Source organism: Georgenia daeguensis, from assembly GCF_039537705.1.
GTDB classification, from domain to species: Bacteria; Actinomycetota; Actinomycetes; order Actinomycetales; family Actinomycetaceae; genus Georgenia; species Georgenia daeguensis.
The window spans coordinates 41,189-67,428 of sequence record NZ_BAABBA010000005.1 but is presented as its reverse complement, the minus strand read 5'-3'; the positions used below and the strand labels follow the sequence as shown (position 1 = coordinate 67,428).

At 71.1% G+C, this 26,240-nt stretch carries 20 protein-coding genes and 1 pseudogene; 10 read left to right on the top strand and 11 right to left on the bottom strand.

Going from position 1 to position 26,240, the window contains the following annotated elements; translation table 11 throughout:
- Positions 1–146 precede the first annotated feature (146 nt).
- Positions 147–437 (top strand): helix-turn-helix domain-containing protein, encoded by a 291-nt coding sequence (locus tag ABD774_RS06450; RefSeq protein ID WP_345038977.1) that lies wholly within the window; start codon positions 147–149, stop codon positions 435–437.
- 11 nt (positions 438–448) lie between these two features.
- On the opposite strand, the gene ABD774_RS06445 is transcribed toward ABD774_RS06450, so the two are convergent.
- A complete protein-coding gene (locus ABD774_RS06445) occupies positions 449–793 on the bottom strand; it encodes an STAS domain-containing protein (protein ID WP_345038975.1) in 345 nt (114 codons plus the stop codon).
- Between the two features lie 385 nt (positions 794–1,178).
- Between ABD774_RS06445 and ABD774_RS06440 the strand changes: the two genes are divergently transcribed.
- The 7 genes from ABD774_RS06440 (at position 1,179) to ABD774_RS06410 (ending at position 8,352) form a co-directional block, all read left to right on the top strand.
- Complete coding sequence (locus ABD774_RS06440) at positions 1,179–2,129, top strand: thiamine pyrophosphate-dependent dehydrogenase E1 component subunit alpha (RefSeq protein WP_486327279.1); 951 nt, start codon at positions 1,179–1,181, stop codon at positions 2,127–2,129.
- Positions 2,126–3,157, top strand: a complete 1,032-nt coding sequence (locus ABD774_RS06435) for an alpha-ketoacid dehydrogenase subunit beta (RefSeq protein ID WP_345038969.1) — start codon at positions 2,126–2,128, stop codon at positions 3,155–3,157. The genes ABD774_RS06440 and ABD774_RS06435 overlap by 4 nt, the downstream gene beginning before the upstream one ends.
- A complete protein-coding gene (locus tag ABD774_RS06430) occupies positions 3,154–3,387 on the top strand; it encodes a lipoyl domain-containing protein (protein ID WP_248257578.1) in 234 nt (77 codons plus the stop codon). The genes ABD774_RS06435 and ABD774_RS06430 overlap by 4 nt, the downstream gene beginning before the upstream one ends.
- A gap of 603 nt (positions 3,388–3,990) precedes the next feature.
- On the top strand, positions 3,991–5,712 hold the full coding sequence (locus tag ABD774_RS06425) for an SLC13 family permease (RefSeq protein WP_345038965.1): 1,722 nt from the start codon (positions 3,991–3,993) through the stop codon (positions 5,710–5,712).
- 129 nt (positions 5,713–5,841) lie between these two features.
- Positions 5,842–7,119: a hypothetical protein gene (locus tag ABD774_RS06420; RefSeq protein ID WP_345038963.1), complete on the top strand. Its 1,278-nt coding sequence runs from the start codon at positions 5,842–5,844 to the stop codon at positions 7,117–7,119.
- Between the two features lie 138 nt (positions 7,120–7,257).
- On the top strand, positions 7,258–7,890 hold the full coding sequence (locus ABD774_RS06415; RefSeq protein ID WP_345038961.1) for a VOC family protein: 633 nt from the start codon (positions 7,258–7,260) through the stop codon (positions 7,888–7,890).
- Positions 7,891–7,902: 12 nt separating this feature from the next.
- Positions 7,903–8,352: a DUF3592 domain-containing protein gene (locus ABD774_RS06410; RefSeq protein WP_345038959.1), complete on the top strand. Its 450-nt coding sequence runs from the start codon at positions 7,903–7,905 to the stop codon at positions 8,350–8,352.
- A gap of 277 nt (positions 8,353–8,629) precedes the next feature.
- Here ABD774_RS06410 and ABD774_RS06405 read toward each other — a convergent pair whose 3' ends face one another.
- From ABD774_RS06405 to ABD774_RS06385, 5 genes are all read right to left on the bottom strand, one after another.
- Complete coding sequence (locus tag ABD774_RS06405) at positions 8,630–9,436, bottom strand: DUF559 domain-containing protein (RefSeq protein ID WP_345038957.1); 807 nt, start codon at positions 9,434–9,436, stop codon at positions 8,630–8,632.
- Positions 9,437–9,869: 433 nt separating this feature from the next.
- Entirely contained in the window at positions 9,870–11,216 is a 1,347-nt protein-coding gene (gene gntP, locus ABD774_RS06400; protein WP_345038955.1) for a gluconate permease GntP, read from the bottom strand.
- 133 nt (positions 11,217–11,349) lie between these two features.
- A complete protein-coding gene (locus tag ABD774_RS06395; RefSeq protein WP_345038952.1) occupies positions 11,350–11,784 on the bottom strand; it encodes a hypothetical protein in 435 nt (144 codons plus the stop codon).
- 451 nt (positions 11,785–12,235) lie between these two features.
- Complete coding sequence (locus ABD774_RS06390; RefSeq protein ID WP_345038950.1) at positions 12,236–13,699, bottom strand: cell wall-binding repeat-containing protein; 1,464 nt, start codon at positions 13,697–13,699, stop codon at positions 12,236–12,238.
- 138 nt (positions 13,700–13,837) lie between these two features.
- Complete coding sequence (locus ABD774_RS06385; RefSeq protein WP_345038948.1) at positions 13,838–15,304, bottom strand: cell wall-binding repeat-containing protein; 1,467 nt, start codon at positions 15,302–15,304, stop codon at positions 13,838–13,840.
- Positions 15,305–15,461: 157 nt separating this feature from the next.
- Here ABD774_RS06385 and ABD774_RS21670 point away from each other — a divergent pair.
- Positions 15,462–15,554 (top strand): annotated as a pseudogene (locus tag ABD774_RS21670) (pentapeptide repeat-containing protein); the annotation flags it as partial.
- A 34-nt stretch (positions 15,555–15,588) separates the two neighbouring features.
- Here the strand turns inward: ABD774_RS21670 and ABD774_RS06380 are convergent.
- On the bottom strand, positions 15,589–15,837 hold the full coding sequence (locus tag ABD774_RS06380; RefSeq protein ID WP_345038946.1) for a DUF2530 domain-containing protein: 249 nt from the start codon (positions 15,835–15,837) through the stop codon (positions 15,589–15,591).
- Between the two features lie 252 nt (positions 15,838–16,089).
- Between ABD774_RS06380 and ABD774_RS06375 the strand changes: the two genes are divergently transcribed.
- On the top strand, positions 16,090–18,810 hold the full coding sequence (locus ABD774_RS06375; RefSeq protein ID WP_345038943.1) for a hypothetical protein: 2,721 nt from the start codon (positions 16,090–16,092) through the stop codon (positions 18,808–18,810).
- 48 nt (positions 18,811–18,858) lie between these two features.
- Here the strand turns inward: ABD774_RS06375 and betT are convergent, their stop codons facing one another.
- The 4 genes from betT to ABD774_RS06355 form a co-directional block, all read right to left on the bottom strand.
- Positions 18,859–21,090, bottom strand: a complete 2,232-nt coding sequence (gene betT / locus ABD774_RS06370; RefSeq protein WP_486327277.1) for a choline BCCT transporter BetT — start codon at positions 21,088–21,090, stop codon at positions 18,859–18,861.
- 285 nt (positions 21,091–21,375) lie between these two features.
- The gene (locus ABD774_RS06365; RefSeq protein ID WP_345038939.1) at positions 21,376–22,899 is read right to left on the bottom strand and encodes an NCS1 family nucleobase:cation symporter-1; all 1,524 of its coding nucleotides are present in this window, start codon (positions 22,897–22,899) and stop codon (positions 21,376–21,378) included.
- A gap of 253 nt (positions 22,900–23,152) precedes the next feature.
- Positions 23,153–25,252, bottom strand: a complete 2,100-nt coding sequence (locus ABD774_RS06360; RefSeq protein ID WP_345038937.1) for a glycoside hydrolase family 3 protein — start codon at positions 25,250–25,252, stop codon at positions 23,153–23,155.
- 184 nt (positions 25,253–25,436) lie between these two features.
- Positions 25,437–26,237, bottom strand: coding sequence for an ABC transporter ATP-binding protein (locus ABD774_RS06355; RefSeq protein ID WP_345038935.1), 801 nt, complete (start codon positions 26,235–26,237; stop codon positions 25,437–25,439).
- Positions 26,238–26,240 lie beyond the last annotated feature (3 nt).

Here is a 26,240-nt window from a genome sequence, read left to right as displayed (position 1 = left end):
GAGCCGTGCGGCCAGGGGAGGGGGACTGGGCGCGGGGCGGGCGGCGCAGGGGGTCGGCCCGCCCCGCGATCAGCGCCCGCGCCTCGGGACCTCAGGCCCACCCGGCCCCGGCCGACGCGTCTAGCCTGGGACGCAGGAGGTCCGCCGTGGCAGCGCAGCCCACCCTGATCAATTCCGTCGTGCGGGCGCTGAACCTGCTCGACGCCGTCGGCGCGGCCGGCGGGCCCGTGCCCGCCAAGCGGCTCGCCCACGCCGTCGGCCTGCCGCTGGCCACCACGTACCACCTGTTGCGCACCCTCGTGCACGAGGGGTACCTGGCCCGCACGCCCGAGGGGTACGTCATCGGAGAGCGGGTGGACGCGCTCGCGGCGGGCGTCGCGATGCCCGAGCGCTCGCGGCAGGCCCCGCGCCTCGTCGCCCTCGCGGGCGGGAAGTGACGGGGCGGTCCTCAGCCCTTCCGGACGATCTCCACCGTGGCGTCCAGGTGCGTCACGTGCAGGAGGAAGCGCACCACCTCCGCGGGCTCGATGAAGGTGACACCGTGCGGCGACGTGATGGCGAGCGTCCGCAGGGCGCCGATCCCGGCGGAGTCCATGAAGGTGACGTGCCGGGTGTCGACCTCGACGGGCAGTCCGGTGCGCACCGTCTCGGAGACAGCCTCCTCCAGGTCGGCCATGCACAGCTGGTCGATCGACCCGGCCAGCACGAGCCGGACGCGGCCCTGGTCGGTCAGGACGGCGAACGTCGGAAGTTCGGTGTGCGAGCGAGTGTCCCTGCCGGTCAGCGTGGCCATGGTGCCACCCCCCTGTTCCGAGCGCCCCAGCGCGCGTGGACGGGATCCAACGAGTGTCGCGGTGCCTAGGCCCCGCCTGCGGAGCCGCCGACGACCGCTCGGCGTGTGGGCGAGTCTGCACCCGGGTGCAGCACTTGTCGAGGCCTTCCGACCAGCATCTTGACGACCCCCTGAGGGGTGCGGGCGCGTCCGCTATCACCATCTGAAATAACGGCCGTTGCCCCGGTCCGGCGCCCCCACCAGAGTGAGAGGCACGGACATCGAGCCAACGGAGGCAACCATGTCGACAGACATCACCCAGCCGGCACCCGTACCGGCACGCACCGACGCCGGCTCGCCGGCGCCCGAGCTCCCGGACGAGGTCCGGCTCGGGCTCTACGAGACGATGGTGCTCTCCCGCACCTTCGAGGAGGCCATCCTCCGCGAGTACCACGCGGACAAGGGCCCCGGCTTCGACATCGGCAAGGGCCTGGTCCCGGGGGAGATGCACCTCTCCGCCGGCCAGGAGCCCGTCGCCGCCGGCGTGTGCGCGCACCTGACGCGTGACGACGCCGTCACCGCCACCCACCGCCCGCACCACTTCGCCGTCGCCCACGGCGTCGACCTGAGGAAGATGACCGCCGAGATCTTCGGCCGAGAGACCGGACTCGGCAGGGGCCGCGGCGGGCACATGCACCTCTTCGACCCCGACACGCACTTCTCCTGCTCCGGCATCATCGCCGAGGGGTACCCGCCCGCGCTGGGCATGGCGTTCGCCTTCAAACGCCGGGGGACGGGCGGCATCGCCGTCGCCGTCACCGGCGAGGGCGCCGCGAACCAGGGCGCGTTCCACGAGTCCCTCAACCTCGCCGCGCTGTGGAAGCTGCCCGTGGTCTTCGTCGTCGAGGACAACGAGTGGGGCATCTCGGTGGCCCGCACCGCCTCGACCGCCGTCACCTCCAACGCCCAGCGCGCCGCCGGCTACGGCATGCCCGGCGAGCGGGTGGAGGACAACGACGTCGACGCCGTGTACGACGCCGCCCGGCGAGCCGTCGCGCGAGCCCGGGCGGGGGAGGGGCCGAGCCTGATCGAGGTCGCCACCCTGCGCATGTGGGGCCACTTCGAGGGCGACGCCCAGGGCTATCGCCCCGGGCTGGCGGACCTGCCCAAGCTGGACCCGATCCCGCGCTACGAGGCGCGCCTGCGCGAGGCCGGCGTGCTCGACGACGGCGCGGTGTCCCGCATCAAGGAGGAGGCCTCCGAGAAGGTCGAGTCCGCCGTCGCCTTCGCCAAGGACAGCCCCGTGCCCGACGTCGCCGACGTCATGAAGTACGTCTTCGCCGAGGAGAACCGATGACCACCACAGCCCCCACCCAGCCGGCGACCCGCCGGCTCAACACCTCCAAGGCGATGGTCGAGGCCATCGCGCAGGAGATGGAGCGCGACGAGACCGTGATCTACCTCGGGGAGGACGTCGGCGCGTACGGCGGCATCTTCTCCTCCACCACCGGGCTGCTCGAGAAGTTCGGCAAGGACCGGGTCATCGACACCCCGATCTCCGAGACGGCGTTCATCGGCCTGGGCATCGGCGCCGCCACCGAGGGCATGCGGCCGATCGTCGAGCTCATGTTCGCCGACTTCATGGGCGTGTGCCTGGACCAGATCTACAACCACATGGCGAAGATCCACTACTTCTCCGGCGGGAACGTCCGTGTGCCGATGGTGCTGACGACGGCGGTCGGCGGCGGGTACTCCGACGGCGGCCAGCACTCCCAGTGCCTGTGGGGCACCTTCGCGCACCTGCCGGGGATGAAGGTGGTCGTGCCGTCCAACCCGGCCGACGCCAAGGGCCTGATGACCGCCGCCATCCGCGACGACGGCCCCGTGGTCTACATGTTCCACAAGGGCATCATGGGCCTGCCCTGGATGGCGAAGAACCGCCGCTCCATCGACGTCGTCCCCGAGGGCGAGCACGTCGTACCGATCGGGAAGGCGAACGTGGTCCGGCCCGGGACCGACGTGTCCGTCGTGACGCTCTCGCTGTCCGTCCACCACGCGCTCGACGTCGCCGAGAAACTCGACGGCGAGGGCGTCAGCGCGGAGGTCCTCGACCTGCGCTCGCTCGTGCCGCTGGACCGCGCGGCGATCCTGGAGTCGGTGCGCAAGACCGGCCGGCTCGTGGTGGTCGACGAGGACTACCTGTCCTTCGGCGTCTCGGGCGAGGTGGCCGCGACGATCACGGACGAGGACCCGTCCATGCTCAAGGCGCCGGTGCAGCGGGTGACCATGCCGGACATCCCCATCCCGTACGCGCACGACCTGGAGTACGCGGTGCTGCCGCGCCAGGAGCGCATCGAGGCCGCTGTCCGGCGGGTGCTGGCATGACCGACGTGCTCTTCCCGCCGCTCGACGAGACCAGGCCGGACACCGAAGGTGTGCTCGCCACCTGGTACGTGGCCGACGGCGAGCAAGTCACCGAGGGGCAGCTGCTCGGCGAGGTGCAGGTGGACAAGGTCGACGCCGAGGTGACGGCGCCGGCGGCCGGGACCGTGCGACTGCTGGTCGCCGAGGACGACGCCGTCAGGCAGGGGGCGCCCATCGCGCGGATCGAGTAGGCCACCCATCCGGCCCACGCCTCAGCGCGCCCACCGGTCCCGCAACCGGTGTGCGCGCCGCCGTGCGTTGCAGTGGGGCACGCCCCTTCCGTTGCTGTGGGCGCGCCGGTACTCACCTGCGCCGCGGCTGCGGCGGCCCTGCGTCGAGGCGTGTGCCGCCGCGCCTGCGGGTTGCGGGTCTGCGTCGAGTGAGACGAAATTGCCCTTATGGCGTCGAAATAACGCAGAATTCGTCGCACTCGACGAGCCGCCGGTGCTCGGTCCACGCGGTGCTCGGTCCACGCGGTGCTCGGTCCACGCGGTGCTCGGTGCACGCGGTGCTCGGTGCACGCGGTGCTCGGTGCACGCGGTGCTCGGTGCACGCGGTGCTCGGTGCACGCGGTGCTCGGTCCACGCGGTGCTCGGTCCACGCGGTGCTCGGCGCACGCGGTGCTCGGTCCACGAGGTGCTCGGCGCACGCGGTGCTCGCCGCCGACGCGCTGCAGATAGGCCAGAACAAGGCATGGATTCCTGCCTCACTCGTCCCTATCCTGAGTGGCGGTCGAGCCGATGTGGAGCATCATGTCGCTCACGAAGATCTGCCCGTCGCAAAGGAGCGAGAGCATGTCGGACAGCCACAGCAGGCAGGGGCGCGAGCACCAGGGCGGACGGACGCTGCCGGACGCCGTCGGAGCTGACGGGGGCGGTGACACAGGCCGCGGCGCGGACGGCGGTCCGTCACCCACCGCAACCGTCGAACGCATCGCGGTGGCGCCCGGCAGCTCCACCGAGCGTGGGGGCGGCACGTACCGCACCTTCGACGAGGTGCAGGAGATCCTCAGTCCGACCGAGCAGCGGCTCGAGCGGCTGCGCCGCACTGTCGGCCTCTTCCTCGGGCCGCTCGCCGGGATCGCCGTCTACCTCGCCACCGGGACCCTTGACGAACCCGCGCAGCGGCTCGCCGGCATCCTCGTCTTCGTGATCGTCTACTGGATCACCGAGGCCATCCCGATCCCCGTGACGGCCATGCTGGCGATCTCGCTCGTGGTGATCTTCTCGGTGGCGCCTGCGCCCGAGGTGTTCGCGCTGTTCGGCAACCCGACGCTGTTCGTCTTCGTCGGCGGGTTCATCATCGCGGAGTCCATGCGCAAGCACGGCCTGGACCGCCGGTTCGCCTTCGGCGTGCTCAGCCTGCCGGGCGTCGGCAGTTCGGTGGTGCGGATCATCATCGCGTTCGGCGCGATCACCGCCCTGCTCAGCGGCTTCGTCTCCAACACCGCGACCGCGGCGATGATGATGCCCATCGGCGTCGGCATCGTGACGTTCATCGCCGGCGTGATGTCGGCCGAGTCCGGCAAGGAGCTCGACCCGCGCCGGCTGCGCTTCGCCACCGCCCTGATGCTCATGGTCGCGTACGGCGCGAGCGTCGGCGGTCTGCTCACCCCCGTCGGGAGCCCGCCCAACCTCATCGGGCGCGGTCTGATCGAGGAGGCGACGGGGGAGACCATCCCGTTCTTCACCTGGATGGTGCTCGCGTTCCCGATCGTGCTGCTGATGTTCGTCGCGCTGTGCTTCATCCTCATCGCCCTCAACCGGCCCGAGACCAAGCGCATCTCCGGCGTGGAGGAGTACGTGCGCCTGGAGCGCGAGCAGCTGGGCCCGATGGGGCGCGGCGGGCGCAACACCCTCATCGCGTTCGGCGTCGCCGTGGTGCTGTGGGTGACGCCCGGCGTCGTCGCCCTCTTCACCGGCGGTGAGGGGGAGTTCTACGAGAGCGTGCTGGCGCGGATGAACGAGGGCGCCGTCGCCGTCGTCGCAGCGAGTCTGCTGTTCCTGCTGCCGATCGACTTCTCGCGCCGGCAGTTCACCATCAGCTGGAACGACGCCGCGAAGATCGACTGGGGCACCATCCTGCTCTTCGGCGCCGGCATCACCCTCGGGAGCCTGCTCGGGTCGACCGGGCTCGCCGAGCGGATGGGGGGCGCGCTGAGCGACCTCCTCGGCGTCAGCTCGCTCCTCGGCCTGACGCTGCTCGCCACCGTCATCGCCGTCATCATCAGCGAGACGACGTCGAACACCGCCAGCGTCGGAGTGGTGGTGCCGATCGTGATCCCGCTCGCCGAGGCCGCAGGCGTGAACCCGGTCATCCCCGCCGTCGCGGCGATCTTCGGGGCGTCCTTCGGATTCATGCTCCCGGTGTCCACGCCGCCGAACGCGATCGTCTACGGCACCGGAATGGTGCCGATCATGAAGATGGTCCGGTCCGGGATCGTCTTCGACATCGTCGGCATCGTGCTCATCGTCGCCGGGGTCATGGCGATGGGCGCGGTGCTCGGGCTGGGCTAGCGGGCTGGGTGCGGCGGGCGTCCGTCCGGCAGCGGCAGGCCGCTGGCGGTCGCCCGCCCCGCGAGGGTGAGCTGTGCTCGGTTCCTCGATCCGACCCGCGGCCGGCAGCCTGCTCGCTACGCTCCGGCCGTGCCGACGACGACGCCGACCACCCCGGCCACGCGCGCCTCCACCACCGAGCGGGCGACGGTGGCCCGCTCGTCCGCCCTCGTGCTAGCTCTCGCCTGGTCCACCGTCGGGTTCGCGACGACGGATCTGTGGGTGGTCCTCCCGTCCCCGCACCCGTTGTTCGCCGGCGCGCACGCGATGCTCGAGGCCGGCTGGGGCGTCACCATGACCTGCCTCATGGTGGTGCCGCTGCTGGCGATGGTGGTCCGCCCCGACCTGGCCCGGGCGGTCGCCGTGCAGGTCGCGCTGCTCGCGGCCTGCACCGCGCCGGCCGGGTTGCTCGCGCTCGACGTCGCCGTCGTCCTCCTCGGCGTGGCGCAGCTGCTCACCGCCGGCATCGTCGCGTGGGTGTACCGGGGGCGGCGTCCCGTGCACGGTGAGCCCCGCGGAGAGCCGCGTCGTGACGAGCCTGCTGGCGGGGGCGAGCCCGGCCGCGGTGAACCCCGCGGCGGTCGGTCCCACCGCGGCGGGCCCCGGACAGGTGAGCCTCGGCGGCTCACCGCCGTGTGGTCGGTCCTCACGGTCATCGTGTTCGTGGGCCTGCCGTGGGGCGGCTTCATGCGCACCTCCGGCAGCTACTACCCCGACGGTTCCCGCAATGGCGCGATCCTCCTGGCGGCCACGGTCGCGGCGGCCTGGGTGTTCGCGTGGCTGCTCCGCCGGCCGGCTGCGGTGCCGCCGGCGCCTCGGTGGTCCGCGGTGCCAGCACCGGAGGCTCGGTCGTCCGTGATGCCAGCACCGGCGCCTCGGCCAGCCACGGCGGCGCCCGCGGACCGGCCGGCCGCGACGTCACCGGCGGACCCGGCGACGCCCGACCGCTGGCGACGAGGCGCGCCCCTGCTCGCCCTCGCCACGGCGGGCGCCGTGCCGTGGCTGGTGTACGTCTGGCACCTGACCGCCGAGGCCCGGTCGCCCGGTCACATCCCGTACCTGACCAACAGCGTCGACCACTGGCCGCAGCAGGCGGCGGCGGCGCTCGCGCTCGTGGTGCTTACGGTGGCCGCGGTCGCCGGCCTGGGGTCGGTGCGGCTCGCGGGCTGGACCGCCGGGCTCGCCGCCGTCGGCCTCGGCGGTTTCTCGCTGCTCTACCCCGACGTCGGCGCGAGCCTCGGACCGAACTGGGGAGCCCTCGCTGTGGTGTGGGGCGTGGGCGTCGTCGTCGCGTCCGCCGCGCATCCGGACCAACGACCACCGGCTTCTGCCGGTGGCACGGTGCGGGCCGTAGCGACGCCGCCGTAGGTCCGTGTCTCGCTCCGCGGAACCGGGCCAAAGCTCTCGACGCCCCGCCACCGACCACGGCTACGGTGCCGAACGCCCGCGAACCCGCGGGTGCCCGCGGCGCCCACGCCGCACGCCCGCACCCGGAGGAGAGCTCACGTGACCGACACCGTCCTGCCCCGCCACCTCGACCACGTCGTCGTCGCGACGCCCGACCTCGCCACCGCCGTGCAGAAGTTCGAGGAGGCCACCGGCGTCGCGCCCGAGCCGGGCGGTGTGCACCCCACGTTCGGCACCCGCAACTACCTGGTCTCCTTCGGGGGCGACGCCTACCTGGAGATCATCGGCGCCGACCCCGAGAACACCACGTTCTCCGGCGCCCGCTCGTTCGGGGTCGACGACGTCCGTGAGACCGCCGTCGTCACCTGGGCAGCGCATCCCGGTGACCTCGACGGGGCCCGCGCCCGGGCCCGCGAGGCCGGGCTGGACCTCGGGGAGGCGTACGACGGCGCTCGCCGCACCACCGACGGCACGCTGCTCGAGTGGCGCCTGACGGCCCACCTCGTGGAGCCGTCCGGGCTGGTGCCGTTCCTCATCGACTGGGGCACCACCACCTCGCCGGCGGTCAGCACGAAGGCGCGGGTGAGGCCGGCCGCGCTGGTCGCCACCCACCCGCGGCCGGAGGAGATCACGCCGGTGCTGCAGGCGATCGGCACGGACCTGAAGGTCGGTCGCGGTGAGCCGAATCTGCGCCTGACCGTCGAGGGACCGGGTGGCAGCCTGACGCTCTGATACAAACGGGCCGTGCACATCGCGGCTCTGATCCTCGTCGGCATCGGCGTTCTCTTCGTCGTCGCGGCGGCGACCGTGAAGTCTTTCCTCATCACGAGGAAGGAACAGCGGTGCACGGCGACCACCGACGGCGAGGTCGTCGGGTTCGTCCGGTCGGGGGAGATGTTCTACCCGGTGGTCCGCTACGTCGTCGACAGCCGGGTGTACGAGCGGCGCATGCCGGCGGCCGTGAACACGCGGAAGGTCCTCTACGGGGGGCCGTTCGTCCGCGGCACGGTCGACGCCGGCTACGACGTGGGGCAGCGGGTGCGCGTCCGGTACGACCCGGAGACGCCCACGCGGTGGTTCGTCGAGGGGGATACGGTCACCTGGACGCTGGTGAAGGTCTTCGCGTTCGTGGGGGCGGGGTTGATGGTGCTCGGCGTGGTGTTCGCCGTCGCGAGCGCGGTGACGACCGGCTGAGCGGCTGCGCAGCCGCGCGCACCGACTCGAGCGGCTGCACCGGCTCCTGCCCCTGCACCGGCTCCTGCCCCTGCGCCGCCTCCTGCCCCTGCGCCGCCTCCTGCCCCTGCGCCGGCTTCTGCCCCTGCGCCGGCTTCTGCCCTTGCGCCGGCTTCTGCCCTTGCGCCGGCTTCTGCCCTTGCGCCGGCTTCTGCCCTTGCGCCGGCTCCTGCCCTTGCGCCGGCACCTGCCCTGCACCTGACCTGCCCTGCACCTCCTTCTGATCTGCCCCGGCACCTCAGCTGGCCGCGCTCTCCAGGACGTTGCGGACCATCGCGACCAAATCGTCGCGCCGCGCGAACTGTGGACGGTCCACGACGAGCACGGTCCAGCCGGCGGCGCGCAGCGCGTTGACGCGGGCGCGATCGCGGGCGACCTGGCGCGGGTCGTCGTGGTACGAGCCGTCGTACTCCACGACCACCCGCAGCTCCGGCCAGGCGAGGTCGACGCGGGCGACGAACATCCCGTCGCTCGTGAGAACGGTGTACTGGGTCACCGGGCGGGGGAGGCCAGCTTGGACGAGCACCACCCGCAGCTGGGACTCCCTCACGGACTCGGCGCCGGCGTCGACGAGGTCGAGCATCTTCGGCAGCTCCCGGATCAGCCGCACGCCGCGGTGCTGGGCGGCGACGTCCTCCACCTGCTGCCGCGTCACGCCGGTGGCGCGGACGAGCGCGTCGAGGAGCGGCACCGCGCGGAGCGGGTCGGAGTGCCTGCCGACGTCGAAGGCGGTACGCGCAGGCGTGGTCACGGGGCCGAACCGCGAGCGCATCATCTCGCCGGGAAGGAGCACGTCGCCGCGGACACGCAGATGCGTGCGGCTTCGCACTCGGCGGTCGGGCGGCAGGATGACCTCCACTGGGTCATCGGGCCACGCGACGTCGCCGCCATGCACCCAGACCGCGCTGATCCCGGCCAGCACCGCCGCGGGCACGGCGAGGCGCGTCGCGCGAACGCGGTCCTCGTGCGTGATCGGGCCGGCCACCGTGTGCACGCCGCTGAGCAGCCGCTGGTAGCTCGGGCCGTCGATGACCCGGTTGCTCACCAGAGTCGTTGCGTCTGCGCGGCGGAAGGGCCCGCGCGAGAGGGGGAGAGGGACCGGATCAGGACGCCGCATGGCGGAAGCGTCGACGCCTCCACGGCGACACTTCCCTTGTGAGCTCCAGCTCTGTGGATGAGACGTCGTCCGACGAAGCGGTGAATGCTCGCCCCGCGCCGAGGCTTCCACGCAGGGAGCTGGTCATGGAGCGCCGCAGCGCGCGCGGAGCCGAGCCTGCAGTCGCCGAGTGCGACATCTTCCACCTAGAGCGACTCGCTCTGGGTGGAGAACGTCGCACTCGACGGCCCTGATACGCGTGCTTGACCTAGGCCAGCGCGTGACCCGGGCTGCTCGCGTACAAGACGCGTGGGCCGGGCTGCTCGCGTACAAGACGCGTGGGCCGGCGCACACACGCGCGCCGGCCCACCACCACGAGCACTCAGCCGATGAACAGCGACAGCAGCATGACCATCGCCAGGCCCACCAGGGAGTTGCACAGCTGCAGCAGGCCCCAGGTCTTGAGCGTGTCCTTCACCGACAGGTCGAAGTAGCCCTTGAACAGCCAGAACGAGGCGTCGTTGACGTGGGTCAGGGTGTTCGACCCGGCGGCGGTCGCCATCACGAGCAGCGCGGGGTTCACGCCCGCGAGCTCGCCGGTGGCCGGGTCCATGAGCGCGGCGGCGATGATGCCCGCGGCGGTCATGGCGGAGACCACACCCTGGCCGGTCGCGAGGCGGATGAGCACCGTGATGAGCCACGCCATGATGTACGGCGAGATCGAGCTCGCGGTCATGAGCGAGCCGATGTAGTCGCCGATGCCGGTGTCGATGATGATCTGCTTCAGCGCACCGCCGGCGCCGATGATCATGACGACCATCGCGATGTCCTTCACGGCGCTGGCGAACCCGTTCATGGTCCACTCGACGCCACGCTTGGGGCGGATGCCGAAGAAGTAGAACGCGGCCAGCATCGCGATGGTCACGGCCACGGGGGAGGACCCGAGGAAGTTGACCCACTGGTAGGCGGTGCTGCCCTCGGTGAGCCAGACGTTCGCGATCGTCGCGCCGATCATGATGAACGCGGGGATCAGCGGCACGAACAGGGACACCGCGAAGGACGGCATCTCGTCCTCGCGCACGGGGTTCTCGGCCTGCATGAGCTTGGGGATGGGCCGGTCGAGGTTCCCGAGGAACTTGGGCAGCACCCAGCCGGTGATCGCCACGGTCGGGATCGCCACGATCAGGCCGAGGATGTAGACCATGCCGGTGTCGGCGCCGTAGGCGTCAACCAGCGCCACGGGGCCGGGCTGGGGCGGGAAGAGGGAGTGCGCCGTCGTCGTCGCGGCAACGGCCGGGATGGCGATCTTGAGGAACGGCATCTTCGCCTCGACGGCCACCGAGATGATCAGCGGTGCCAGGATGATGAACGCGACCTCGTAGAACATCGCCAGGCCGAAGACGGTGCCGGCGATGACCATCGCGATCTTGACGAACCGGATGCCGAACTTGTCGAGCAGCGTCTTTGCGATCTGGTGCGCCGCTCCCGACTCCACCATGAGTTTCCCGATGACCGCGCCGAAGACGACGATGATCGCCAGCGACCCGAGCGTCGAGCCGAACCCGCTCTGGATGGTGGCGAGCACGTCGAGCGGCGGGAAGCCCTCGAGGAAGCCGATGAACAGCGCTGCGAGCAGCAGTGCGAGCATCGCGTTGACGTTCCACCTGATGTTGAGCAGGAGCATCAGTCCGATGCCCAGCACAACCCACAGGATGTGCAACCACTCCATGCTTCGACCTCCCGACGGCGTAGGAACGCCCCCGGGCATGTGCCGCCGCGGGGGCTTCCTCCATCGTGCTACCGGGGCGTTCCGGGCCCTGGGACGAATAGGACGGTTGCCGCAAGTTGTTCGGAGGCGCGCGTCACACCCCTGCGGGCCGTGCCGGGACCCGGCGCAGCGCGCGGACCAGCAGCGCGAGAGCGACGGCGACCGCGACGAAGTAGCCCGCGATCATGGGGCCGATGTACATGCCGAGGTCGCAGAACAGCTGGCGGCAGTCCTGGCGGGACAGCTCGAGCCCTCCCAGAAACATCCAGAGGCCGTACCCGACCCCGACGACGGCGATCGCCAGGGCTGGTACGGCCAGTTTCCAGGACTGGCGGAACCAGGCGATCAGCGGCAGGGCGGCGAGCACCAGCCAGAGCAGACCCGCGGCGATCGGCGCCATGTCGAGGCCGGGCGCGGTGCTTATCCCCATCACGGACACCAGCAGGGGCAGAAGCACGAGCACCGGCAGGGCCAGCAGAACGGTGCACGTGACGGCCGCGGCGGTGCCTCGGCGTGCGGCTGTCTGCATCGGTGCTCCGTCGGTCGGTGGCGTCGGCCGTTTCTGGTGACGCTAGCCGTGCGTGACCAGCTCCTGGAGGCGTCCCGACGATCCTGGCCGATCCGCGGCGACGGCGGAGCGCTTTCGTCCGGAAAGTACTGGAAGTCCGGCGCGGACTCGTGCAGAGCGTGCCGACGGCGGAGGGCATGCGCGGCGCGCCGAGCGTGCTCAGCGGCGGGGCGAGATCGGCGGCGGGGCGGCGCTCTTACGAGATCGGCGCGCAGCACGGGTGCACGCGTGCGCCGTCGGACATAAAGCCGTCGGACATAAAAAGGCCCCCGGAGACAGACGACGCGTCTGGGGGAAAGCCGCGCCGGTGCCCCCGGGGGTACCTAGTAAAACACCTCGGGCCCCGGTCTAGTTCCCTCTCGAACGACGAAGTTTTGCTGGCTGCCTCACACCACCGCCGAGGCGGTGCCATTCAGCCCAGGCGCGCGAGCTGGCTCTCGACCGAGGTGCCCACGGCTCCCGTCCCGCCGAGGACGACGACGCGCCCCGGGTCGAGCCGGCGCAGCTCGGCGAGCACTGACGTGGGCAGCGCACCCGGCTGGGTGAGGAGCACCGGAGCGCCGTTCATCCCCGCCACCGGCGCGGCGGACAGCGCGTCCACCGAGGTGAGGCCGTTCGCCACGTAGACCACCGGCGCACCGGCCGAGAAGGTGCCCTTCGACACCGCCGCGGAGACGGCGTACCGGTCGGCGCCGGACCAGCGGCTCACCGACCCCGCGTAGGACGCGAGCTGACGCTCCACCCCCGAGCTGACCGCCCCAATCCCACCCAGCACGACGATCCGGCGCGGCGCGAGCCGCTTCAGCTCCTGGGCGACGGCGCCGGGTAGCGTGCCCGCCTGGGTGAGCAGCACCGGGGCGCCCTGCATGCCGGCCACCGGCGCGGCGGAGAGGGCGTCCACCGACGTCTGCCCGTTGGCCACGTACACCACCGGCTCGCCCGCGGAGAAGTTCGCCCGCGAGACGGCGGCCGACACCTCGTAGCGGTCCGCGCCGGACCAGCGGTCGACCGTGCCCGAGTAGGAGCGCAGCTGGCTCTGCACGCCGGAGCTCACCGCACCGGTCCCGCCCAGGATCACGATCCGCTGCGGCCGGAGGCGCTTCAGCTCGGCCGCGACCTCGGCCGGCAGCGAGCCCGGCCGCGTAAGCAGCACCGGCGCGTCGTTCATGCCCGCCACCGGCGCCGCGGAGAGGGCGTCCACGGAGGTCAGGCCGTTGGCGACGTACGCCACCCGCACGCCGGGGTCGAAGTTCGCCGCCGAGACCTTCGCCGAGACCGCGTACCGGTCGGCGCCGGACCAGCGCTCCACGGGCGTTGTCGGCGCCGAGGTCAGGGTCGGCTGCGTCGGGGTGAGCGTCACCGACGTGGGGTACTGCGCGAAGTTCTGAGTCGCGTACGTGCGGTCGCCCTTGGTGGCGACGCCCACCCCGACGTGGGTGAAGTTGGGGTTGAGGATGTTCGCGCGGTGCCCGGGGGAGTTCATCCAGAGCTCGTGGAACCTGTCGCCCGAGGGGGTCGTCCCGCCCGTGTAGGCGACGTTCTCCGCCGCGTACCGCCAGCCGCTCGGGTACTGCTCGGAGTAGTACGGGTTGTGGTACATCCTCGACTCGGCGGCCTGCTGCTGGCTCCACGCCTGCGCGACCGAGTCCAGCTCGACGACCCGCTTCAGCGGCGGGAGCCCGTTGTCGGCGCGGGCCTTGTTCAGCAGCGTGAAGATCCGGTCGGCCACGGTGGCGTCCGAGGCGCTCGCCGTCGGGACGAGCCCGAACGAGACCGTCATGGCGACGACGGCGGCGAGCAGCACCGTGACCAGCCGACGGCCGGCCGGGCGGGCCGGAGAGGCGGTGGGCGCGGGCGTGAGCGCAGGTGCAGACATGGCGTTGTTCCCCCCGGTTGATGCCACTGCCGGCCGCTACCTCAACCGCGCGTGGCGCGGCCGAGCGTTAACGGTCTGAGAAAAAGGTTAACCGGCGACGGTTTCGGCGCGCGGTGATCTCGGCCGCACCGCCAGTCGTCACATCACCCGGCCGCCGAAGGGCAGGAGGCGGTTGTTGTAGACAGCGACTTCCTCGACGAACTTGCCCGTCGACGGCGCGTGCAGGCGCATGCCGTTCCCGGTGTAGATCGCCACGTGGTAGATGCCGTCCGGCTGCCCGTTGCTGGACCAGAACAGGAGGTCCCCGGGGCGCAGGTCGTCGAGGGACACCCGGGTGGTGGCCTTCCACTGGTCGCGAGTGACACGCGGGAGCTGCCGGCCCGCCTGCTCGAACGCCCGCATCGTCAGGCCGGAGCAGTCGTAGGCCTCGGGACCCTCCTCGCCCCAGCCGTACGGCTTGCCGAGCTGGGTGCGCGCCCACGTGATCGCCTTCGTGCCGGTCGTGCTGGCGGCCGGGGTCCGGTAGGACGCGGCGATCTTGGCGATCTCGTCCGTCGCCGCCGGCGCGGTGGTCACCGGCTTGTCGGCCAGGATCGGGTCCTCCACCTTGCCCGCCGCCAGGTTCAGGACAGCGTCGCTGACCACGCCGGGCCCGCCCAGGGCGACCACGCGGCTCGCGCCGAGACGTGCCAGCTCCAGGGCCACCGTCGGATCGATGCTGCCCGGCCGGACCAGCAGCACCGGGCCGCGCTCGCGGCCGGCCAGCGGGGCGCCGGAGAGCGCGTCGGGGAAGTCGTAGCCGTTGGCCAGGTACACCACGTCCGCGCCGTCGGGGTAGGCGTCCGCCGAGATCGCGGCGGCGGTGGAGAACCGGTCGCTCCCGCCGATCCGGGTCACCGAGCCGGCCGTGTACCCGCGCAGCTCGGCGGCGATGCCCTCGCTCACGGCCCCGGCGCCGCCGAGGATGACGATCCACTGGGGTCGCAGCTGTCGGAGCGTCGCGGCCACCGGGGAGTCGAGGCGGTCGCCGCGCACGAGGAGCACCGGGTCCTTGCCGGAGCCGGCCACCGGCGCGCCCGCCAGCGCGTCGGGGTAGGTCAGCCCGGAGGCGACGTAGGCGACGTCGACGTCGGAGCCGAAGGTGGAGGCGATTGCTGCCGCCGTCGCGTAGCGGTTGGCGCCCGAGATCCGGGAGACCGCCCCGCTCGTGTAGGCGTCGAGCTCGGCGGCGACGGCGTCGCTCACCACGCCCGAGCCGCCGAGGATGACGATGCGGCCGGGCCTGAGCCGGCCGAGCTCCGTCTTCACGACGGCGGGGACCGCACCCTGCTGCACCAGCAGGATGGGGGCGCCGTCCGCCCCGGCGCGCGGCGCGCCGGCGAGCGCGTCCGGGTAGTCCAGCCCGTTGGCCACGTACACGGTGCCGACGCCGGGGGCGTAGTTGGCCCGCGAGACCGCGGCGGCGGTGGAGTACCGGTCGTCGCCCGCCAGCCGCTCGGTAGTGGCCGGGGCGGCCAGCGCGGGCGGCGCCACGAGCGCGAGGAGCGCGGTCAGGGCGGCGGCCAGCAGGAGGCCGAGGGTTCGGGCGGCGGCGGGGTGCGTCATGGTGCTCATTTCCAGCGGCGGACAGGCCTGGCCCACCCGCCGGATGAGACGTGCGACACGCCGGAGCGAATACGGACGGGGAGCCGTTACCGATGGTAACGGAGTGAAAGGTGTGTCCGGTGTGACTTCAGCGTCACAATGAGATCCGGGCGCCCGTATTCGTCAACCGTGCCGACCTCAGCGGCGGCATGCCGACCTCAGCGGTGCTGACGTCAGCGGTGCCGACGTCAGCGGTGCCGACGTCAGCGGTGCCGACATAACCAGCGGCGGAAGGGAACCCGCCGCTACCGCCGCTCCCGCCGCGCCGCCCGGTACTCGTGCACGTAGCCCCAGCACACGGCGAGGACGCCCATCCCCAGGCCCGCGAAGCAGACGTCGAGGTACTTGTCCGGGACGCGTCCCATGAAGGTGAGCGCCCCGATGATCACCGTGGCGAGGATCCAGAGCGTCGTGAACGTGACGGTCAGCGTGATGGCGTTGACCTTCGCGGGTGGGGGATCCGCGCGACGTTCGAAGAAGTGCAGCTCCGGCATGGACGCAAGGCTATCGGCCCGTCCGGAGCCGGGTGTTTCCTTGGCGAGGGACTGATCTGCTGATGACGCCGATCACAGTCCAGAACCGAGGACGCGGGCAGTCGGTTGACGCCACAATTCGTCCGTAGCACACAGCTGCGGATCCCCGCAGCCACCGGGACACGGCCGTCCACCGCCTCCCGACCCGAGGGCCTGACTCCGTCCGGCCGTAGCTAGGAAGGAGTCGGGCGGCGGACCGGCCCACACCTGCACATGAAGAGAAGCCCTCTCGTGGCCGTGGCGGTCCTCGCCGCCGTCGCCACCGGTACCCTGGCCGCGCCGGCGTCCGCGGCGGATCAGATCGACCCGGGTGTCGAGACCAGGGCTCTGCTGGACGCCCGCGACGACGCCGGCAGGCTCAACGTCAACGTCTACGGCCCGAACCAGTGCGTCAAGCTCGGCCAGGTCACCTCCCCGCTCGGTGCGGCGGGCATCCTCGCCGACCCGGCGCTGAGTGGCCTCCTCCTGCAGGCGGCGGCAGGGACGGTTACCGCGGGACGTGTCGAGACCGTCGGCGGCGCGTCGGCCTACGTCGCCGACGTCCTATCCTGCGACCTCGTGGCGCGCCCGCCGATCCGTGTCATCGGCGGGGTCGACCTGGAGGTGGCCCCCGGGGTCTCCTGGTCGATCGACGGCGAGCCTCTCGAAAGCTTCGAGGGCTGGGCGAGCGCCGACATGCAGGTGTCGGGCACCTACGTCGTCCGCGCGCACCCGACGACGGATGTCCCGCTCGGCGGTCAGACCGAGTGGACGTACGTGCACGACGACCGCGCCATCCGAACGTACGTCGAGGTCGTCGACCCCGTTCCGGTGGACGGCCCCGGGACCGCGGACACGATCACGATCCCCAACGACGTCTGGGGAGTCACGTTCGAGATCAACGGGCAGACCGCCGCGGCCGGCGTGCACGAGGTCACCGCCGCGCGCGACGCCGCCGGCAGGGCGACGGTGCGGGTGACCACTCGCGTGCAGCCCGGCTACTACCCGGTCGACATCGACAAGTTCGGCCCGTGGGACCTGCGGTTCACCACCGGCACCGTCCAGGCGGGCGGGACGGCCCCCGCCGCGGTCAGACCCACGCAGATCTCCGGCGACGGGCCGGAGGACTACTTCACCCTGGCCGACCTCGAGGGCATCGACTACGTCATCGACGGTGCTGTCCGTCTGCCCGGCACCTACAGAATGATTGACCTGCGAAAGCGGGACGGCCGACCGCAGGTCGACATCGAGGTCCACGCCGAGGACGGCTACCACCTCGGCCAGCTCCCGCAGAGCCTCACACTCTCGTCCGATCCGCGGTACCTCGCTGACAGCCTCCGCGTGCCCACGCACGTGGACGCGGACGGTCGGGTGGACGACACCTTTACCCTCCCTGAGGTCCGCGGCGTGAGGTACCTGGTGGATCTGGCCGGCATCCTCACCCCTATCGAGCCCGGCACGCACCATGCCTGGGAGTACAACAGCGACCCCAACGACCCCTACGTGTACATCTTCCCGAGGGCGGAGGACGGCTTCTACCTGCGCTACGAGCAGTCCGCCATGTCCTTCAACATGGGGTTCACCGGTGAGGGGATCCCGACGGAGGATCCCGGCTACGCCGTCTACAACGACGAGCTCGGGTTCGAGAACGACACCTTCACCTTCACGGTGGTCGAAGGCCTGCGCTACCTCTACCGCGACGGCGACGACTGGGTGCAGTTCGACCCCGGCTCGGGCACCGTGAGCGTCCTGGACCTGGGCGCGAGCCTGGAGAACCCCCAGGTGGAGTACAAGATCAGGCCTGAGCTGGGCTACGAGTGGCCACGCAACGAACAGGGCTGGCTCTACGAGCCCGCCGCCCTGCACCAGCTCAACGTCTCCGAGACCACGGAGCCGGACAACCGCGAGCCGGGCAGGCCGGAGCCACCGGTCTACACGGACGAGCCGGGACTGGACGGGGACACCGTCATTATCCCGGACGTCGAGGGCATCGGCTACTACTTCTTCTCACTCGTGCCCGAGGCGCACTGGGAGTACCTCTGGCCCGGCATCTACAGCGTGACCGACATCGTCCTCGACGACGCGAACCTCGAGATCGTCATCGGGGCGGCCCCGCAGCCGGGGTACTTGTGGCCCTCGGACACCGAGGGCCTCCCGGAGGACCTGACCTGGGTGCTGGAGGTCAATGCCGAGGGGACGCCCGAACCGGAGGAGCCGGACACCCCCACGACGCCGACCGAGCCGACCGCACCCACCGCGCCGGCCCCGGAGCCCGAGTTCGGGTTCTTCCTCAACGACGCCTGGTCGGCCAAGGCCAACCACGTGTTCAGCTACGGGCGCCACACGGACCGGGTCCTCGTCGGCGACTGGGACGGCGACGGCGTCGACACGATCATGGTGCGCCGCGGAAACCTCTACTACGTCAACAACGTGCTCGGCGGCGGGCAGGCCGAGCACGTCTTCGCCTACGGCCGCGCCGACGACACCGTGCTCGTCGGCGACTGGGACGGCGACGGCATCGACACCCTGGCGGTTCGCCGTGGGAGCGTCTATCACCTCAAGAACGACACGAGCACCGGCGTCGCGGATGCCGTCGTCGTCTACGGCCGCATCGACGACACCGTCCTCGTGGGCGACTGGGACGCCGACCGGGTGGACACCCTGGCGGTGCGCCGGGGGAGCGTCTACCACGTCAAGAACACCCTCTCCTCGGGTGTGGCCGACCAGGTCGTCATGTACGGCCGTGCCGAGGACCAGGTGATCGTCGGGGACTGGGACGGCGACCACGAGGACACGCTGACCGTGCGGCGCGGGAACGTCTACCACGTGAAGAACTCGCTCTCGGGCGGCCCTGCGGACCTGGTGCTCGCCTACGGGCGTGCGACCGATGTCGTCCTGGTCGGCGACTGGAACGACGACGGGACCGACACCCTGGGCGTCCGCCGCCTGCCCTGACCGGCGCCGGGTCCGCGGCCCCGAGCCGCGGACCCGACCTCGAATTCCTCAGTCGGCGACTCGCACCACGTCGTCCGCGACAGCCGGCACGGCGGCCGGGACCGCCGGCGTCAGCACCGAGGCGTAGTCGTGCTCGCTGGAGTAGCGCAGGAAGGACAGGTGCGCCTCGTACCGGTCGAGGACGTCGTTGATGACCTGCTGCTGGGTCAGGCCCATCAGGTCGTAGCCCTCGGTGCCGGTCTGGGTGAAGACCTCCACCTTGTAGTAGATGTCGTCGCCCTTGGACATGGGCCGGCCGCCGATGCGGGGCACCGGGGCCTCGACCGCGGCCACCTGGTAGTGGAAGTCGCGGTGGTCGTCCATGTTGACCACCAGCGTGTGCTCGTCGACGCCGGTCTCGGCGTTCGGGGCGGTGGACAGCGTCGCCTCGTAGCCGAGCTCGCGGAACTCCGCGGCGACGGCGGTCAGCGCCGGCTGCACCGTCCGCGCCATGAACTGGGCGACGGACTTCTTCGACGGGTAGGACCGCAGCTGCGCGAGGCGCTGCTTCCACGTCTTCTCCGGCACCTGCCCGCCGTGGGCGGCCGCCGAGCGGCGGCGGATGATCTGGCCCTCGCGCTCGGCCCGCTCCATGCGGAGCACCTTCCAGAACGAGGCCATGACCAGGTAGGCGATGATCGTCACCGGGAAGGCGAAGATCAGCGTGGCGTACTCCATGGTGGTGACCCCGCCGGCGATCAGCATGGCGATCGTGAGCAGCGCGGTGACCACGGCCCAGAAGATGCGCAGCCACTTGGCGCCGTCCTCGGCGGGGTCGGGGATCGTGGAGGAGAAGTTCGCCATCACCATGGCGCCGGAGTTGGCGCTGGTGAGGTAGAAAAGCATGCCGGACAGGGTCGCCAGGCCGATGAGGAACGCCGCGCCGGGGAACATCTCGAGGAGGGCGTACCAGCCCTGCTCGGGCTGGTCGATGGCCAGCTGGGCGAACTCGAAGTTGCCGTCCATGACGACCGACAGGGCGGAGTTGCCGAAGATCGAGACGATGACGAAGTCGCACAGCACCGGGGCGGTGATCGCGGCGATGACGAACTCGCGCAGCGTGCGGCCGCGGGAGATGCGGGCGAGGAACAGCCCGACGAACGGGCCCCACGCCAGCCAGAACGCCCAGAAGAACAGCGTCCAGCTGCCCATCCAGTCGGCGCCGCCGGACTCGTAGGCGAAGGTCTCCAGCGTGCGCTCGGGCAGCGTGCCGATGAACCGGCCGATGTTGGTGACGAGGGCGTTGAGCAGGAACGCCGTCTGGCCGGTGACCAGGATGTAGAGCATCATCGCGGCCGCGATCCAGATGTTCAGCTCGGAGACCAGGCGGATGCCCTTGTCGACGCCCGAGAGGCAGCCGGCGACCGTCATGACGACGGCGACCAGCACCAGCGCGATCTGCAGGCCCAGGCCCTGGGGCAGGCCGAACAGGTAGGAGAAGCCGACGTTGAGCAGGACCACGCCGATGCCCATGGAGGTGGCGACGCCGAAGACGGTGCCGATGAGGGCGAAGATGTCGATGGCGTCGCCGGCGGCGCCGCGCACGCGCTTGCCGAGCAGCGGGTACAGGGCCGCGCGGATCGACAGCGGCATGCCCCACCGGTAGGCGAAGTAGCCCATCGCCATGCCCAACAGGGAGTACATCGCCCAGCCGGAGATGCCGTAGTGGAACATCGTCCAGACGACGGCGTCCTGGGCGGCCTGGGCCGACTGAGGGTCGCCGGTCGGCGGCATCATGTACTGCGCGATCGGGCCGGTCACCGAGTAGAAGAGCATGTCGATGCCGACGCCGGCGCCGAACAGCATGGCGACCCAGGTGAAGAGCTTGTACTGGGGGCGGGAGTGGTCGGGGCCGAGGCGGACCGTGCCCTCTTTCGAGAACGCGACCCAGAGCACGAAGAGGATCACGGCCACGACGGTGACGACATAGAACCAGCCGAGGTTCGTCGCGATGTCCAGGACGAACTCGCGCATGACGTTCGCGGCGCTGGTCGGGGCGAGCATCGCCCACAGCGAGAAGGCGACGATCACGACGGCGGAGACGATGAAGACCCGCCAGTTGACCCGGGCGCCGCGGTCCTCTGCGAGCTCGGTGGGGCCCTTGCTGAGCTCGGCGCTGGAGATCGGCGCGCGGTACTCGTCGTCGATCCGGGGCTTCCGCCGCTCCGTCACGCCGAACCGACCGCGGTCGATCGTTGACTCGGACGCTTCCTTGGGTGTCACTTCGTGGTCGCGCGCCACTCGTTCTCCTTCGCCTCGGACCTGATCCGCGGGCGGCCAGGCGCGCGCCCGCAGCCATCTCAGATCCACAGGGGAGAGAACGAGTCGGCGGTGCCGTCACCTAGCCGTGCAACCGCCGTGGGAACACTAGCTCGACATCCACCATACGTTTGGAGAGCCGTTGGTCAAGGCTTTGTCGGGTATGTCATAAGTGCCCCGATTCACACCGCTCTTGGCAAAGCGGCCCCCTCCCGCACCAGGGAGCGGGCCGGTCCGCCTCCGTCGGGCGTGCCGGCGGGCCGGGGCTCAGTGCTCCTCGCCGGTCGAGGCGATCACGTGGTTCCGCATCGCGATCCAGTGGAAGAGGGCGCCGAGGATGGCGCCGATGACCCACGCGAAACCGCCGAGCTGGGTCAGGGCAGGCACCCACACCGCGGCCATGGAGAAGACCGCGGCCAGCGCACCGGCGGCCAGGGCCCGCGTGTTCCATCCGTTGGTGAAGTAGTAGATGCCCTCGGGAGAGGTCGAGTACATGTGCTGGAGGTCGAGGCGTCGCCTGCGCAGGACGTAGTAGTCGCACACGAGGATGCCGTACAGCGGCGCCAGGATGGCGCCGAGCGTGTCGACGAACTTCGGCAGGCCCATCTCACCGATGGCGGCCACCCACAGGGCGCCGATGACGAAGCCGATCGCCGCGGTGATCAGGCCGCCGGTGCGGAACGAGATCCGCGAGGGCAGCAGGTTCGCGAGGTCGTAGGCGGGCGGGATGAAGTTGGCGACGAGGTTGATGCCGACGGTGGCGAGGAAGAACGTGATCGCCGCGATGATCGTCAGCCAGGGGTTGCCGACCTGCCCGACGATGTCCGCGGGGTTGACCAGCGGGTCGCCCTGCCCGTCCTGGTACACGATGTACGCCCCCGCCGTGATGAACAGCGAGAGGAAGGTGAAGAGCGTCAGGCTGACCGGCAGGCCCAGGAGGTTGCCGCGGCGCATCTGCCGCGTGGACCGCGTGAAGCGGGCGAAGTCGCCGAAGTTGACGACGACGGCGGCGAAGTAGGCGATCATCGTCCCGGCCACGCCGAAGAAGGCGAGGACCGCCGCACCGCCGGTCTTCTCACCCTGGAAGAGCGTGCCGACCGCCCCGAGGAGCTCGCCGCCCGCCTGGGCCCAGATCGCGATCAGCAGCAGGATCATCACCACGTAGACGGCCGGCCCGGCGAAGTTGAGGAACCGCGCGATCCAGTCCATGCCTCGCATGAACAGGGCCACCTGGAAGATCGTGACGACGATGTAGGAGATCCAGCCGACGCCGTTCATCCCGAGGAAGGTGGCGCTGGGCGGGTCGGTCAGGACGGCGTTGATCGCGAGCGCGACGGCGGTCGAGGCGAAGTAGGTCTGCGCGCCGTACCAGAACATGCCGACGATGCCGCGCAGCAGCGCGGGGAACCTCGCGCCGAACACCCCCATGCTGGTGCGGGCGATGACGGCGTAGGGGACGCCGTAGTGCACGCTCGGCCGGCCGGAGAGGTTGACCAGCAGCATGATGAAGAAGCCGGCGAGGATGATCGCCGCGAACACCCACCAGCCGCTGATGCCGGCGGTGATGAAGAGACTGGCGGCGAGCGTGTAGCCGGCGAGGGACTGCACGTCGTTGGTCCAGACGTTGAAGATCTCGAACCACCCCCAGCGGCGCCGGCCGGCGGGGACGGGGGCGAGGTCGTCGTTGTAGAGCTCGCCCTCCTTGGTGCGGATCGTGTACGCGTAGTCGTGGAGGAGCTGGTGCGCGGGGAGCTCCTCGCGGGTGCTGCCTGCGGTCTCGGGGTGGTCCATGGCTCGAATCTCCGGTGAGTGGCGGAAGGTGCGTGCCGGGTGAGGGCACGGCGTCTGTGGGTGCGACGGCGGTGTCGCCTGGTGACGCGATTCGGCTGAGCTACAGGTCCGGTCAAGTTAGCAGGTGCCCGACCCCGGAGCGGCTGAAGTCGGGGCACGAGCGTGAGGCACGCACGGCAGAGGTCGCCGTGCTCGGCGATTCGAGCACGGCGACCTCTGACCTACCGGGTGGGGCGTCGGGCGACGCGCCCGGCTACTCCTCGTAGCTCAGGCCGAAGCCGAACTCGTAGGTGTCACCCGCGGCGTTGGTGTACGCGTAGTCGAACGTCTCGGCGTAGCCGGGGACGTCGGACGCGTTCGCCTCGACCGCGGCCTGGTCCGCCGGCAGCGTGACCGGCAGCTGGCCCGTGGGGTTGAACTCCCCGCGGACGGCGCCCCAGAGCGCCTCGGTCTTGACGTCGAAGGTGGCGATGACCGACGCCGCGCCGGGCTCGATCTCCTCGATGACCCAGGGCAGGACGGCGTTGACGGCGAGGATGGTCGGGACCGTGGCCTCGATCTTTTTGATCCGGTCCACGTTCACGCCGGTGTTGGCGTCGAGCTCGACCGACTTCGCCGAGCCGTCCGGCAGCTCGTAGCTGTTCGGGCGGACGAGGACCAGCGCGTCGGTGGCCTCCTCGGGGGTGTCGACGATCTGCACCGAGGGGTCGGCCGCACGGATGACGTTCTTCAGTGCCGCCGTCTGGTTCGCCGCGTTCGTCCGGGTGAAGACCTCGACGTACAGCCGCGTCCCCGCCAGGGCGTCGTCGTCCAGCGGCAGCTGGCCGGCGTCGTTGCGCAGGAGCGTCACGGACTTGCGGTGCGCCTCGTCGGCCACCGCCTGGGACTCCGCCGAGTCGGCGATCTCCTGGGCGCGGGCCGGGTCGACGTACGGGTCCTCGAACAGGCCGAGGGTGAAGATCTCCTCGAGGAGGGACTGCACGTGCGGGTCCAGGTCGGACTCGGCGAGCAGCCCCTGGTTGACGGCGTTGATCAGGCCGGTCGGGTCGTTGTAGTCGGAGAACAGGGCGATGCCCGCGTCCACCGCCTTGGCGTACCGCTGCTCGAGGGTCATGGCCTGGATGGCCTCGCCCCAGGCCGTGGTGGTGAGGATGCCGCTGTCGCTGTTGACGTAGCCGGTGAAGCCCAGCTCGCCCTTGAGCAGGCCGTCGATGATGGCCTTGTTGTACGCGCCCGCGACCTCCTCGAACTGCTGGTCCTCGGAGTACCAGAGGTGCTTGGGCAGCTGGTCGGCGCTGAGCTCGTTGTTGGGGACGTTGTAGTAGGACATCACCGAGCTCGCGCCGGCGTCGATCGCGGCCTGGAACGGGGGCAGCTGGTAGTCGTACAGGCTGCCCTCGGTCGGGTAGATCGCCCACTGGCCCTGCTCGTTGTGCGGGTCGAGCCCGCGCAGCACGGCGCCGTCGCCGGGGAAGTGCTTGATGGTCTGGGCCACGGAGTCGCGGCCCAGCTCCTCGCCCTGGAAACCGAGCACGAGCTCGCGGGCGATGTCGGCGTTGAGCTCGGGGCTCTCCCCGAACGTGCCGGAGACCCGGTTCCAGCGGGGCTCGGTCGCCGTCTCGATCTGGTAGCCGTAGATCTTGTGGATGCCGGCGGCGCGCCACTCCTCCCGGGCGATCTCGGCGAAGCCGCGCACGACCTCGGGGTCGTGGCTCGCGGCCAGCCCGAGGCTGCCGGGCCAGAGCGAGAACTGCCCGGTGGCCTCGCTGATCCCGAACTGCTGGTCGGGGTTGACGTGGTTGCGCGGGTTGGAGGTGAAGACCACCGGGATGCCGAGCCGGGAGGCCTCGGCGAGCTCCTGGTAGTCGTTCGCCCGGTCGGCGAGCTGGGCGGCGGTGGGGTTGTCGCGGATGACGAGGTACCGGATGTTCCGGTCCTCGACGTAGCCGACCGTGGGTGCGTACGGGTCGTCCACCACCGTGCCGGCCGGCGCCCCCCGCCGCTCGGAGGTGATGTGCATGAGGCCGGCCTTCTCCTCGAGCGTCATCCGGGACACGAGGTCCGCGGCGCGCTCCGACGGCGACTCGCGCCAGTCCTCGTAGGTGTCGACCTGGCCGTTGGCGTTGAGGTCGCGGAACTCGCGCTGGCCCTTCTTGAGGACGGGCTTGACGCGGGCCTCGACCTCCGGCGCGTTCTTCCCGCCGGCGTTGGAGTGGGCGGGCGGGTTGCCGCCGGCACCGGAGTGGTCCGGTGTCGCGGCGAGTGCCCCGCCCGCGAGCGCGAGCGAGAGCGGGATGGCGACGGCGGCAGCTGCTGCTGCGCGTCCGTTCGCCCGGGTGCGGTGCTTACCCATGTGATGGTTCCCCCTTGAAACATCGACGAGCCGGCCGAGCGTCGATGCTCCACCGGTTGCCCCGGACTCTGGCGGTCGGATACCGCCGTGGCAACGAGTTGCCATCTCTTGCATTTCCCGGTTTCTCACCGTGCCACCACGACGACGCCGGAGGGGTGCGCCCGCCAGGCGGGCGCACCCCAACTCACGCCACCGCGGCGTTCCCGGCGTGCACCAGGGCGTCGATGCGCCGCTCGATCGCGTTGAACTCCGGCGAGGTCGGGTCGCGGTCGCCCTCGAGGTCGACGTCGACGATCTCGCGCACGTGGCCGGCGTTCCCGTGCGCGGAGCCGCCGGCCATGACGACCACTCGGTCGGCGAGGTAGACGGCCTCCTCGATGCTGTGCGTCACGAACACGACCGTGACCCCGGCGTCGCGGTGGATCCGGCGCAGCTCGTGCTGCATGTCGCTGCGGGTCAGGGCGTCCAGCGCCCCGAACGGCTCGTCCATCAGGAGCACCGCGGGCTTGTTGGCCAGCACGCGGGCGATCGCCACCCGCTGCTGCATGCCGCCGGAGAGCTGGTGCGGGAACGAGCCCGCCACCCGGGTCAGCCCCACGGCCTCCACCGCCTCCGCGGTGCGGGCGGCCACGAACGAGCGCGGGAGCCGGGCCTGGCGCGGCCCGTAGGCGACGTTCTCCCGCACCGTCAGCCACGGGAAGAGGCCGTAGTCCTGGAACACGACGCCGCGGTCCGGCCCGGGCCCGGTGACCGGCTCGCCGTCGACCAGCACGTCTCCCGCGGTGGCGCTCTCGAAGCCGGCGACCATGCGCAGCACGGTGGACTTGCCGCACCCGCTGGCGCCGACGACGCAGACGAACTCTCCCTCCCGGATGTCGATGGTGACCCCGGCGACGGCGGGCAGCGGGGCGCCGGGGAAGTGCTTGCCGAGGTCGCGCAGGACGATGCCGGCGGGACGGTTCTCGCGGACGGGTCCGATCTTCATGGG

Coding starts and splice junctions, on each gene's coding strand:
- ABD774_RS06445 (WP_345038975.1), bottom strand. CDS start 793: ATGGCCACGCTGACCGGCAGGGACACTCGCTCGCACACCGAACTTCCG.
- ABD774_RS06440 (WP_486327279.1), top strand. CDS start 1,179: ATGGTGCTCTCCCGCACCTTCGAGGAGGCCATCCTCCGCGAGTACCAC.
- ABD774_RS06435 (WP_345038969.1), top strand. CDS start 2,126: ATGACCACCACAGCCCCCACCCAGCCGGCGACCCGCCGGCTCAACACC.
- ABD774_RS06430 (WP_248257578.1), top strand. CDS start 3,154: ATGACCGACGTGCTCTTCCCGCCGCTCGACGAGACCAGGCCGGACACC.
- ABD774_RS06425 (WP_345038965.1), top strand. CDS start 3,991: ATGTCGGACAGCCACAGCAGGCAGGGGCGCGAGCACCAGGGCGGACGG.
- gntP (WP_345038955.1), bottom strand. CDS start 11,216: ATGGAGTGGTTGCACATCCTGTGGGTTGTGCTGGGCATCGGACTGATG.
- ABD774_RS06395 (WP_345038952.1), bottom strand. CDS start 11,784: ATGCAGACAGCCGCACGCCGAGGCACCGCCGCGGCCGTCACGTGCACC.
- ABD774_RS06390 (WP_345038950.1), bottom strand. CDS start 13,699: ATGTCTGCACCTGCGCTCACGCCCGCGCCCACCGCCTCTCCGGCCCGC.
- ABD774_RS06385 (WP_345038948.1), bottom strand. CDS start 15,304: ATGACGCACCCCGCCGCCGCCCGAACCCTCGGCCTCCTGCTGGCCGCC.
- ABD774_RS06380 (WP_345038946.1), bottom strand. CDS start 15,837: ATGCCGGAGCTGCACTTCTTCGAACGTCGCGCGGATCCCCCACCCGCG.
- ABD774_RS06375 (WP_345038943.1), top strand. CDS start 16,090: ATGAAGAGAAGCCCTCTCGTGGCCGTGGCGGTCCTCGCCGCCGTCGCC.
- ABD774_RS06365 (WP_345038939.1), bottom strand. CDS start 22,899: ATGGACCACCCCGAGACCGCAGGCAGCACCCGCGAGGAGCTCCCCGCG.
- ABD774_RS06360 (WP_345038937.1), bottom strand. CDS start 25,252: ATGGGTAAGCACCGCACCCGGGCGAACGGACGCGCAGCAGCAGCTGCC.
- ABD774_RS06355 (WP_345038935.1), bottom strand. CDS start 26,237: ATGAAGATCGGACCCGTCCGCGAGAACCGTCCCGCCGGCATCGTCCTG.